The sequence below is a fragment of the Candidatus Protochlamydia amoebophila UWE25 genome (genome assembly GCF_000011565.2).
Taxonomy (GTDB): Bacteria; Chlamydiota; Chlamydiia; order Chlamydiales; family Parachlamydiaceae; genus Protochlamydia; species Protochlamydia amoebophila.
This window is the reverse complement of record NC_005861.2, coordinates 2,134,754-2,147,730: the sequence shown is the minus strand read 5'-3', so window position 1 is coordinate 2,147,730 and position 12,977 is coordinate 2,134,754. Positions and strand designations below refer to the sequence as shown.

Below are 12,977 nucleotides of genomic sequence, written 5' to 3'. Positions count from 1 at the left end.
TAATGGATTTTAATGCAATTTCTCATATTTTTAATCGGGCTCTAGCTTTAACATTTACAAAGAAAAAACTTTTATTGGTTTTTTGTATTCTTGCCATGAGCGGTGTTTTAATCGTCTTTTTTCGAGGAGTTTCTCTTCATGCGGGACGGTGGGTACAACTCAGCCTCACTTTTTTACCTATTTTCATTTGTACGGGAATTTTATTATCTGCAGGAATTTTATTAATCCGCATTTATCATGATGAAGTAAAAAATTATGAAGTAAATTATTGGAACATTTTATCCAAATCATGGGAAGTCATGATAGGCGCATCGTATTTTGCTATTCCGATTATTCTGAGTTATTTGCTTCTTTGGATTTTATTAGGGGTTTTTGTTTTATTACAAGAAATTCCAGTTATTGGGGAAGTCTTTGGTTTAATTCTTTCTTTTGCTCCTTTTCTCATTAATTTGGGTACGTTAATATTATGCGTACTTAGCCTTCTAGTTTTATTTTTTGTGGCTCCTGTCATTGCCTTAAGGGGAATCGAAAAAGGAGCTGTTTTTCATTTAACAGTCAAAAGATTAGAGCAAAATCCCTTCAACAATATTTTTTTAATAATGATGTCTTTATTACCTCTGATTTTTATTTTAGGTTTATTACTACTTTCTACATGGATGACTGGAACAATCTTTGTAGAATGTCAAAAGCCTATTTATACTATCCTAAAATGGTTTTTTATTATGCTTCCCTTTGTTGCTTTCCTGACACCTGCTGTAATTTTCTTTTTTAATTTTGCTGCAGAAGCACATGTATTGATGCAGAAACAAAAAGATCTTTCATAACCATCTTAATTCTTTATATGTTGTTGAAGGCTATTTTGTAGTAGACTTTATACAATTAAATTGATTTTGCAATGGCTTTAACAAGTTGCTTGGACATGAGGGCGTGGTATAACAGCCCTTTTGATCCCATGCCGGTCAAAATCCAATGACGGGAAGAAAAGCGATGGATAAAAGGTAGATGCTTGGGACCAACCCCTCTTAACCCTGCATAGCTGTTGACGACAGGAAGCTTTTCTAAGAAGGGTAAGATTGCCTGCGCTTTGGGCATAATTTCTGTAATTGCAATTTCTTTTTCGGGTTCGGCACTTGAAAATTTTTTTTCATACGTAGCTCCAACTAAACAGGTGCGTTTAGATTTAGACATCACAATGTATGCTTGAGAATTTACAGCAACTGGTAAAGGGGGAATAGTGTCTGGCCAGGCTAGCTCTAAAATTTGTCCTTTCACCACCCGCAGTGGTAGAGTGGAAAATTCAGGTAAAAACGAAGTTTGTGCTCCCATTGTCAAAATAATATAATCGTTATTTTCGATTTCTTGTAAGGAGTGTATATGTTGTTTTTGGAATTGAGCCCCTCTTTTTTGGCAGGCATTCCACAATCCTCGAAGATAAAGGGAAGAATAAACAATTAATCCTTTTTTTATCCATAAGGCAGGAGCTGGTGCGATTCCCGGTATCCAAGATAGAATTTTTTCTTGAGTTAACCACTCGACATCCATTGGATGGTTTAAAGCACAATTTTGAAAGTCTATAAGTTGTTTCGCACTTAAAGCAATTCGTAAAATTCCTGCACCATCACTAAAAACGGATTGTTTTAGTTCACGAGAAGCAATTTGAAGTAATTCATACGTTGCTTGGAAACCCTCCCATCCCGATAAATTTAATTTTGCTTGACCTCCTACATAGGGATGTAAAAGTCCCGTTGCAATCCCTGAAGCTGCTCCACCGATGCCTTTGGCATCAACGATTTGGATAGACGCGAATTGAAATTGAGGATGATTCAGCAAATGCCAAGCTGTGGCTAAGCCGCAAAACCCAGCTCCTACAATGGTAATTTTCATAATAGTAAAAAAATGTTAGAAATCGTTTTAAATTACTTTAATGTCTCAAATTCGGAGTAAAAATTGTTTAAAATTTTCCAATTCTTCCGAAAAAAATAACAAAGCGTCTTCTTTGTTAAAAGAGTTGTATACATGATTGTTTTTCAAAATTGTCATTTAAATCTAGCGAGGTTAGTATAAATCGAATAAAAAGTGTAAAAAAGGCAGCTATTTTGGAAAACACAAGCATCCATAAACAGGTGAAGCAAATTGTTCTTCTTTTAATAATGGTTGTTTTGTCTGCTGTTTTTTTATCTGCTTTTTTTCTTTATCTTTATAATCTTATAGGGCAGAGCGATGTAAATAAAATGCTGATTGATTCAACTGTTTTTAAAAATTCTCAATTGGAAAAAAGGGAACAACAAGTAGTTAATAGATTAGAGTTTTCTTATTTTGTTCCAAAACTGACTCAATTTGTGATGCGTCCTGTGACATTTAAAAAATATCAAGAGTTTTATCGATTCATTGCTTCCGAAAACATTTTGCAGTCAGTGGATGAGAAATTGGATCTTATTTTTCATCATCATTCGACGGTATTAACAATGAAATTGAGATCGGATCCACAAAGTCAATTGGTTTTTCAAATCGCTCAATTCCTATTCCTACCTGATCATTATTTCCGCATTCAGTTGATTGGAGATGACAAGAGAGGAGGGTGGGTTTATTTTTCCCGGTCTGAACTTTACAAAAAACTTTTTTCATTACTTACGATTAACCAAAACTTTTAGATTATGGGAAAATTATTATTTCTTGGGACTGGAGCTTCGATGGGAATACCTGTTTTAGGTTGTGGCTGCGAAGTGTGTCATTCTTCTTCTTCTTTTAACCAACGCTTACGTCCTTCAGCATTAGTTAAAACTCATTTCAAACAGTTTTTGATTGATGTAGGACCTGATTTCCGTTTACAAGCTTTACGTCATCGCATTCATGCCTTAGATGGAGTCATATTAACTCATGCTCATCAAGATCATACAGCCGGTATTGATGATTTGCGTCCCATTTATTATAAACGAATAACTCCTCTTCCTATTTTGCTTTCGGAAATCACTAGAATAGATATCCAACAACGTTACCATTATTTATTTGCTACAGAAAAAAAAGATTTTATTCAACGTTTGCATTTGCAAACGCTTCCTTCTTTAATTGAAGGAAGCGTGACATTTGAAGGAACTTCTATTAATTATATGACCTATGAACAGGGAGGAATGGCTGTTAATGGATTTCGTTTTGGTGATCTCGCTTATTTATCAGACATTCGAACGTTTCCACAAACGATTTTTACTCAGTTACAAGATTTAAAAATCCTTGTTATTAGTGCATTAAAGTATACAGCTTCTCAGCTTCATTTTTCAATTGATGAGGCATTAGACTTTGCTAATAAAATTGGTGCTGAGTCTGTTTGGTTGACGCATCTTTCACATGAATTAGATCATGATAAAGTAAATGCTTATCTCCCCAAACATGTGAGACTGGCTTATGATGGCTTAGAGATAGAATTTAATGATTATAAGGAATAAGAAATGAAAAATGATAAAACTGTCAAAGATGAATCAGATTTTATTTTACATGAAGAAGAAAAAAACCAGAAAGCTTTATTGATTTCGGTTTATCAAGGGAATAAGCAACTAAGGCTTTGTGAAGAACACTTAGAAGAGTTGGCTTTATTAGCTTATACATTTGGGATTGAAGTTGCAAAAAAAGAGCCTTGCTCACTACGAAAATTCGATGCTTCTACCTATGTTAGTAAGGGTAAGCTAGAGGAATTAATTCAAATCGCTAATGAATTAGCTGTAGATCTTATTATTTTTGATGATGAAATCACGCCTGCTCAGCAGAGAAATTTACAAGCAGCTTTCAATAAGCCGGTTATTGATCGAACAGAATTGATTTTGGGTGTTTTCGCGCAGAGAGCTCACACTAAAGAAGCGCGTTTACAAATTGAATTAGCAAAAATTAAATATGAAGCTCCTCGCCTAAAAAGATTGTGGACTCACCTTTCTCGTCAGCAGGGAACTTCAGGTTCTGGCGGGGGAGGGGCTTATTTAAAAGGAGAAGGGGAAAAACAAATTGAAATTGATAAACGAATTCTCAAACGTAAAATGGACGTTTTACAAAAAGAGATAGACGATGTTAAAGCTGTTCGTGAGACGCAACGTTTATCAAGAGTCCGCTCTGCAATTCCTGTTTTTGCTATTATTGGTTATACGAATGCAGGAAAGTCTACTCTTCTCAATGCTTTGACTGATGCAGGCGTATTTGTGGAAGATAAGCTTTTTGCAACGCTCGATACGACCACCCGAAAATTTACTCTGCCTAATAACCAAGATATTTTAATTGTCGACACCGTTGGATTCATTCGCAAGCTCCCTCACTTACTAGTAGCTGCCTTTAAAAGCACGCTTGAAGAAGCAATTGAAGCAGATATTCTTTTACATTTGATTGATGTCAGTCATCCCATGGCAGAAGAACAGGCCGCTACAACTTATGAAGTTTTACAAGAACTTGGAGCAGGAAAAAAGCCTATTATTACAGTTTTAAATAAAATCGATCAATGCGAACATCCTCATATGATTCATCGAATTAGGATGAGTTATCCAAAAAATGTGCAGATTTCAGCTTTAAAAAAAATAGGATTTGAAGAGCTTCAAGAAGCCATGATTCAGGAATTGAGCCGCCAAAGACAAGTTGCCGAATTTCGTATTCCTCAAAGTGATTACGGTAGTGTGAGTGAGATTATCCGTTTAGGGCATATTTTATCTCAAGATTATGAAGATAATGATGTTTTACTAAAAGTTGATTTGCCAGCATTGATTGTTGATAAATATGCGCATTATCAAATCTTAGCAGAAAGATAGGATAGGGATGAGAATAAATGAGCATTCCATTCAGTCTTTACCTAAAGAAGAAAGACCTAGAGAGCGATTAATTCGGCATGGCGCAGATTCTTTATCGCTGATAGAAATTCTGGCGATCATTTTAGGTAGCGGTTCAAAAGTGGCTTCAGTTTTGGAAGTATCTCGAGCTTTGGTGACACGATTTGGAGGATTAGAAGCCTTAATGCAAGCAACTTTGACAGAGTTACTAGAAGTTCAAGGGATTGGATTTGCAAAAGCCATTCAATTGAAAGCAGCCCTTAATCTTGGATTTCGAGCGACGCGCCAACAAATTAAATCTCGCTATTTAATCGAACATTCCTCTCATGCCTACCAGTTGGTCAAAGATGAGCTTGAAAATGAGAATAGAGAAATTTTTATGGCGATATTTCAGGATACAAAAGGATATTTAATTACTTATGAAGTAATTTCTATTGGAAGCTTGTCCCAAACGCTTGTCCATCCAAGAGAAGTTTTTTATTCTGCGATTCGCCACAAAGCAGCCAGTTTAATTGTTGTTCATAATCACCCAAGTGGCGATCCAATGCCTTCAAATCAAGATTTAAAATTGACGCAAATTTTATTAGAGGGAAGTCGATTGCTAGGCATCCCGCTTCGAGATCATTTAATTATTGGTAAAAATTCTTACGTATCATTTAAAGATCAAAACCTTTTGTTAAAATAAATATTCTACAAAATTTTTTTGGCATAAAGTATGCAGAAATCTTTTTAGTAAATGTATTTTTAGGTTTTTTAAGATTGAGTTGTTTTTATTTTAAGATATTATTTTTTTTTGAGTATCGATTTACTAATATAATTTTATTTGTTAAAATATAGTTATGTTAAAAATTATAAAATTATAAATAATTTTTAGGTTTTTATGGCACCGATAAATTCTGTCACACCTTCAAGCCATCGCTCTCAAAGTGATCAATCAAATACTAACGACGTAAACAATGATACTACAGAAGCCAGAACTGATGAAAAAGCCCAAAATGTTTTAAATGGTCAAACTTATCGGGGTGGATTTTTCAATCCTCTGAATTGGGGGTGGGGGATATTAGGTCCTAAAGAACCTAAAGATTCAGATGACATGGATGATGGAGCTGAGTCAAATTTAGATACTGATACTGAGGAAGAGCAAAGCGAGAATTTAGACTGGTCTGAAACGGTTGCAATAAACTCGAGAGAGTCTCTAGCAGAAGAGATCCCATTTTTAAATTCACAAGAAACAGAACTAGATCCTTTTGATACAATTTCCTCTCTTAATAATGAAAATTCTGAGCAAATATCTGCTGCTAAGTCAACTGCTGAAAAAGCAAATGAAATCACTGCCACTCGTATTTGGAATGCTATTACAACTGTTAGTTCTGCTTTACAGACCATTGGTTCATCTGTGAAAGCAGGGACATTTGCTGCCTTAAAAAAAGGCGGTGAAATGTATGTTTCAAGTTATGCGAAAAATTTAGATAAAGAAGTTCTTGTTGCAGTAGCTTATGAGCGAATTCATGCTTCGGGAGTCGGTTCTGAATATATTGCTTTTTCACAATTTGTGACTAAAATTCTTTACGAGCCAATTACCAATTTAATTCCCTCTACTATCGATATAGATAAACAACTTATCAAAGACCTTTTAGATATTAATTTAGCCATTGCTTTTTCAAATCTTGCTGTGAATGTACAAAAAGAGGGAAAATCAATTAAAAATTTTGGGAATCAACCTGTTTTAGTTAGCATCATTTCTTTATTTGCTCAAAAAATTTCCGAACCTGTCGCTGAAGTAAAAATGGCACAAGTTGAAGAAAAGTATCGTGAGCATAGACAAAAACACGCTAAATTAATCAAAGAAATTTTTCCAAATATTGATGATGATTCAGAAAAGAAAGCTCTTTTAAATCAGTGGGCAAATGGACAGCTTTCAGGATCTCTTTCTGATACATCGTTATTTCCTGAATTTCAAGGTTTATCAGAAGAAGTTCTCGAAGGTTATATCATGCAAGGTGCGGACGATTCGACAAGAATTGGAAGCCGGTGGAATCAGGCGAGAATTTTAGCATTCAGTATGGAAAAAGAGATAGAACGTCGACAAGAACTAAAAGCTATCTTTAAACCAGCTGTTGATGATCTCATCAAATACTGTTTTCCAAACAAAGTGAAAGATTTGGTGATTCCAAAGCTCAATTTATCAACCATAGGCATGGGATCTTTACAAGAAAAACTTGAGGGTTTTATTTACAATTCCCTAATGGATGTATTAACCAATCAATTGGTTGAAGCTTATAATCCACTGGAAAAAGATCTTACACTTAGACAAGGAAGAGAAAGAGTAATCCAGGATCGCATTGGAGATGTAAATATTGAAGGATTAATCGATGCGCCAGCTGCTCTTATTCTTAATTTAGGAAAAAAATTTATACAGACCGATCCAAAAGTGATTAGTTTGGTAGAAGATATTTTAAATACACCTAGCCTAGCTGTTCAGCCGCAAACAACTTCTGCAATTTTAGCGAAATGTTCTCAAGAACAATTAGCAGGTTGGATTGTAGAATCTGTTCAAATAATGTTGCATACGAATGATCCCAACCTACTTAAGGTGGGTTATTTTACCCAAGGTGTTTTGAGAAATTTAACTCTATCTTTATTAGCTCAAGGAGCAGAATTAGTTATCCCTGAAGGTCAAACAATTGATGAAGGTCAATTTATTAAGGAATTAATAGACCGGATTCTAGCAAAAATTAAAACGATTGAAGGGGGAAAAGTTATCTCTGACGAATTCTTAAAAGATTTTGCACGTAAATTACCTTTACCTGAACTTTTAATAGAAAAATTGCTGATACCACGGCTCATAGAGAAAGCAAAAAGTTTGCAGAATGTACTCACTGAAATGAGCCCAGATTTTCAACAAGTTCAGTCTCTTTATAATGATGCAGTACAAAAAGTTAATGAATATCAAGAAGGTGAGCAGCTTTTAGAAATTAGCCAGGCCTTTAGTCATCAAATTGTCGATACAGCTTTATCTCGCCACCTTGATTTGATCGATTCAATAGGATTGGGTAGCGAATTAGAGGAATTATTTAACAACTATTTACCAGGTCTAAAAATTGATGAAACTTTAAAACAATGGTTTAAGAGGAACATCACGGCTTTAACTGCAAATTCTATTGGAGAGCCAGAATCAGTTTCTTTAATAAAGAAAGGGATACAAGCCGCTATTTTGAAAGCGATGGTCAATACGATCCAAATTAATTTCCATGAAGACAGCAGTGATTATGCTGCTCAATTATTTTCAAATATTCATCAAGCTTTTCAAAAAGCTTTTCCTGTATTAAATGCAGAAAAAATTGAAGAAATGAAAACGGCGCTTGCGTTGCAAGGGACTATCACTAAAAATGATCAAGAGATCAAACGCCTTCAAAAAATTATTGCGAATCCATTCTCGGGAATTACTCCAGAACAAACTTTACTAATCCAAGCTGTTATTCAAGGAAACAAGCAACTTCTTCGCGCAAGTCATGAAGTAATACTTCTGGAAAACAGGTTAAATCACATTTTTGAGAAATTAAATAAAAATTCATCAATTGATTGGAGTCGCCTTCAATTAAATAAAGCTCGAGCGGCTATCGCTTATCGACAAACAATTCAAGATCAATTTCAAATCGAAAAAGAAAGTCAAAGTTTAATGAGTGATTTAGCAGTCATTCGATCGCTCAAATTGAAATTGGATGACAAATTAGCTTCATCTGCCGCTTTAATTGATTTGCAAAAGCTACAAGAGGAGCGATTACATTTAGACATGTTGATTACGCTTTTTTCTCTTTCAACAGAAGAACTTTCGCTAGTTTCTGAAGCGATGGTGATGGAAAAAACGCTTCAAAATGCGAATAAAGAGCATGATTATCTGTTGAAGGTTTTACAAGAAAAGGAAAAGGCCGTTCAAAACGAAAAACCTTCCATTAATCAAGCACAATGGGATCAAGCATTAATTCAGAAAGGTTTTATTATTGATGCTTTTCACCAAATTCAAGAATATAAAAAAGAAAATTTACGTTTAACAGTAGAATTAGATAAGCATTTAGGCATGTTCCAAGTTCTGGTTAATGAATTGTCAGGCTTAATTGGTCTGGGCCAAAAAGAAAAATTAGAGCTCCCAGTCGCCATTCAAGATCAAATTTGGCCTTATATAGAAAGTGTGAAAGAAAAGCAGCTAGGCCGACTAGTTTTTGCTCAACTTTCTCCTATAATTTTAACTATTGTTGAAGCAAAATCTAATCAACAGATGTTGGCTTCAATGGGAACAGGAAGCCAGTTGTTAGCTCAACTTTCACATGTCGCTGCAAGTAGTCTTATAGATCATCTACCTAAAATGGTGGCAAGTTATAAGCCTTTTGCTCAATCCATATTAAAGTTGGGTAACATTATAGACCCTTCTGAAGGTCAAATTGTTGCTATGGAACAAGCCTTAACTGATGAAATGCAAAAGCAAGGGTTAAGCGCATTAAATTTAGGTCAAATTAAACATTTTTTAGAAAAACGGATTCCTCAGGAAGATATTGATCGTGTTAGTGAACGGCTTCTTGTTTTGAAAGAAAGCAGACAGATTTTATCAGAAGAGCATATTCGTACTATTTTAGCTGAAAATCAAGAGCTTTATGAATTAAATCTGGATAAGAAATCGAAAGAATTGGTTTTAGAGCTTCATCACATGTCCATTCAGTTAGGGAAAGAACACCTTACTACCGAATTGTTGGTTTCAGCGTTTGAAAGAGCTTTAAATCAAACGTTAGATGAACAAGAACAAGAATTTTTGAAAGCTTCTTTAGAAAATCAAAAAATACTTGGACACATCAAGAAGATTCTCTTGACTCCTGAACGTTTAGCGGAATTATTAAACGATGCTATTCCTGGAGCAAGCAGCTTGCATACTCTAATGGCTCCTCAAATCCAAGAGATGTTATCTGGCACGGGAACTGTTTTTCAAGGTAATTGGAGTATACTTGAGCGTTATATAGAAGGAACTTTATTAAAGGTTTTTGTTAAAATTGCAGAAACTAATGAAGGAGAAAATTCTTTAGCTGTTATTGGTGAAAAATTAAACAATTTTATTCAAGATCCAACGCTAATTCAAGGTCGTTCCAAAGAAGAAGCGGCTAGCTTGGTGACAGAAAAAATATTAAAAAATATTTTAGGCGTTCAATCTGAGCAAGATATTATTGGTATTCCAGCAGTTTTGCAAAAAATGGCTTATCAAATTCTTAAAGAACAGGCTTATGAACACTTAAGTCCCGTTCTTTTGCCTATGATAGAAAAAGAGCAAAATAAAGAAATACTTAAGCATGCCTCAGGCTCCAAGCTGCTTGGAAATCTCGCCCGAGCTTTTTCAAAAGATGTATTTAAAGTTTTTCCTTCCGTTTTTAGAAGCTTGCGCCCAACAGCCAATCTTATTTTTAAGGATTTAGCCGGACGTGAACCGACAAGTGCTGAACTTGATGAATTTACACACAAAATTGCAGAGTTGACAGAGCATGCTCGCGAGCAAATGATCACGAATAAAGCTGTAGTAGATGCCTATTTACAAACGGCGCATCTTCATATAGAAAATGAAGTTGAATTTACAAATCTCATTCAAATTATTGATCAAAAAAGTTACAGGGATCAACTTTTTATACTTTTGGAAGAGTTATTTGATGTATTAATAACCCCTGAGCAAGTCACTAACTCCTTGCAAAAAGGTTTACCTCAAATGAATGGAATTATTGCTCAACAGTTAGCGAATCAACTTGAATCAACAACGCATTTAGATAACCCAGCCTATCAAAATTTGAGCGGATTTGCCTCAAATTATGTGGAATCTATGTTTTTACGATTGTTCGTAAAAATAGCTCAGAAAAATCCTCCAAGTAGAGGTAAGGATAGTTTAATTGTTTTAACTGAAAAACTGTTGGCAGTTGTTGAGCGCAAATACCAAGAAGCTAAAACTAGGCAGATCGAAGTTGTTGCGCAAGAACTCAATGACGAAGTTTTTAAAGAAATTTTAGGATTAGATTCTGAGGAGGCTTTTGAAGGAATTCCAGAACCTTTAAGAAAAGTAGTGTATGATGCTGTTAAAGATCAGCTTAACCAATTAGTTCTGCAAATTCATCACCATGTTTCTGAAACAGCAGATCAGCAAAATCAGACTATTCTTCATACCAAAGAATCATTAAAAAAATACGGTGTGGAAGCTCAAACAGGTAAAGCTTATGTCGATATTATAGTAGAGGATATATCTCAGGAGGTAATGAGAGCTATTCTTTCTATCATCAATGAAGCAGGACCTAATGGAAACCGTTTGATTAATAAAGCGACGACTGGAATAAATAGTTATTTAGAAGATTTATCAAAAGCTAATTTTGAAGTCGCTAAAATATTGCTCAATTATGCAAAAGCACCAGCCTTCCAACAAATGGTTGGAGAGAAAATTGAAAAAGTTTCAGCTTCGGATGTTCTAATCGAAGATAAACAAAAAGTGGCTGCTCTTGTAGGTAATCTCGTTTTAGGAAATCTGCATCAGCTATTTGAACGAGTTATTCATTTTGAAGAACAGCAGGGTGCGCAATTCAATCGTAATTTGATGAGTAATCTTTTCAGCGTAGTTGGTAAACATATTGAACTATATAACAAAGCTAAAAAAATAGCAAAAGTTGCAGGTAGAAACCACATTAGCCATGAAGATTTTGTAAAAGCAGCAGATTCAGAGCTACACTCTGCTATTCCAACTAAACCGATTAGTTACGATCTGTCTGTCGCTGAAATCAATAAACGTTTGAACGAACGCTTAACAATTGAACAGCAAAACCTTTTGAAGATCGAGTTAGCAAATATGGTGGCTTTACAAGAAAAAGGGGACGAGGCTATATCCATCAACAAATTGGTTGGAGTCATCGAAAAAATACGTGGCGTCCCTCAAGGTGCTCAACCTCTTAGTAAAAGTCGCAAACATGCTCTAAATAAAGTTATTGATGGTAAATCCATCAAAGATTTTATTAAGAGTGATGCAAATATTATTAAAGCTCAAAGACAAACACATTTTCACGATCCTGCGACTAAAACATTGATGAAAATGTTATTTCCAAATGGTAAAAAAGATTTAGATTTCATTCCTGAAAATCTTCGTTTGACGATTTGGAAATTGTTAAAAACAGATGTGTTCCCCATCGCAATTCAGTCGTTTGTTGAAACTGTGCTTGATGAGGCAAATGTTAAAAAAATTATTTCAAGCGCACTAGCAATTACTCAAGAAACTTTAAATAAAGAAATTGTTTTAGATACAACTCCTCCTGAAGATCCTTCTTTAGAACAATTGAATGATGCATCCGCAGAGTTAATAGCGGCTGTATTAGAAATGATTGAATTGCCTGCAGTCGTAAAAAATAAATTGAGAAATTCTAAAACGGGTAAAATTAATCCATCATTGAAGCGGGCTGTTGGAGCCTCGTTAGGAAAACAATTTAATGAAAACTTTATAGAAAAAATTTTGAAATCAGCTCTTAAAAGTGCAGCTGAGCGAGACTCATTGACTCGAGAACCTACAATTTCGATTGATCCTTCTTCCGAAACCGCTAAAAAAATTAAGCGTGAGCAAAAAATTGCCGAACTTGATGTAAAAATCAAACAACAAACTTACGATGTTGTAGATGCTAGTGTTTCTTATGCGATTAAGAATTTATGGAAGACCGCTCAAGCAAAATTTGATGCCCTAATTTTCAAAGCTTTTGGGAAAATGGGGCTTAATCTCAAAAATGCCTTGGATATCTTATTTAATTTTATTTTCTTTAAAATAATTGGGTCTGTTCTTGAATTTATTTATGACAAAACAGGGCTTAAAAAGTTAATGAAAAAAATTCTTTATAATTTCTTATCTCTAGATGCCAATCGCGAGAGAATTTTAGATTTCTTAACTTGTACACCAGATAATCAACCGGTGGATTCTCATCCTTTACATCTAGAAGCGTTGGTTTACAATTTAGCGAAGGAAATACAATTAACTGTAGAAAAAGCTTTAAGAGAAGATGCTTTTTCTTTTCCAGTTGAAGAAAATAGTGTTTCATAAAGCTTGTTTTAATAAAGATTTTAGCTAAATGGGTAATTTATTTTATAGGAGGCTAGGCTAGCCTCCTTTTCATTTAAAATTTTTTTAAAAGA

At 34.6% G+C, this 12,977-nt stretch carries 7 protein-coding genes; 6 read left to right on the top strand and 1 reads right to left on the bottom strand.

The annotated features are described in order from the left end of the window. The first annotated feature begins 2 nt into the window (after window positions 1-2). Window positions 3-824, top strand: coding sequence for a hypothetical protein (locus tag PC_RS08480; RefSeq protein ID WP_039358849.1), 822 nt, complete (start codon window positions 3-5; stop codon window positions 822-824). 55 nt (window positions 825-879) lie between these two features. On the opposite strand, the gene PC_RS08475 is transcribed toward PC_RS08480, so the two are convergent. Further along, window positions 880-1,884, bottom strand: a complete 1,005-nt coding sequence (locus PC_RS08475) for an NAD(P)/FAD-dependent oxidoreductase (RefSeq protein WP_011176314.1) — start codon at window positions 1,882-1,884, stop codon at window positions 880-882. Between the two features lie 212 nt (window positions 1,885-2,096). Between PC_RS08475 and PC_RS08470 the strand changes: the two genes are divergently transcribed. From PC_RS08470 to PC_RS08450, 5 genes are all read left to right on the top strand, one after another. Continuing rightward, window positions 2,097-2,651, top strand: a complete 555-nt coding sequence (locus PC_RS08470; protein WP_011176313.1) for a hypothetical protein — start codon at window positions 2,097-2,099, stop codon at window positions 2,649-2,651. 39 nt (window positions 2,652-2,690) lie between these two features. Beyond that, window positions 2,691-3,440, top strand: a complete 750-nt coding sequence (locus PC_RS08465; RefSeq protein ID WP_226988462.1) for an MBL fold metallo-hydrolase — start codon at window positions 2,691-2,693, stop codon at window positions 3,438-3,440. A 3-nt stretch (window positions 3,441-3,443) separates the two neighbouring features. Next, the gene (hflX, locus tag PC_RS08460) at window positions 3,444-4,778 is read left to right on the top strand and encodes a GTPase HflX (RefSeq protein WP_011176311.1); all 1,335 of its coding nucleotides are present in this window, start codon (window positions 3,444-3,446) and stop codon (window positions 4,776-4,778) included. A 7-nt stretch (window positions 4,779-4,785) separates the two neighbouring features. Further along, the gene (gene radC, locus PC_RS08455) at window positions 4,786-5,481 is read left to right on the top strand and encodes a RadC family protein (RefSeq protein ID WP_011176310.1); all 696 of its coding nucleotides are present in this window, start codon (window positions 4,786-4,788) and stop codon (window positions 5,479-5,481) included. 195 nt (window positions 5,482-5,676) lie between these two features. Continuing rightward, window positions 5,677-12,885, top strand: a complete 7,209-nt coding sequence (locus PC_RS08450; RefSeq protein WP_011176309.1) for a hypothetical protein — start codon at window positions 5,677-5,679, stop codon at window positions 12,883-12,885. The last annotated feature ends 92 nt before the right edge of the window (window positions 12,886-12,977 follow it).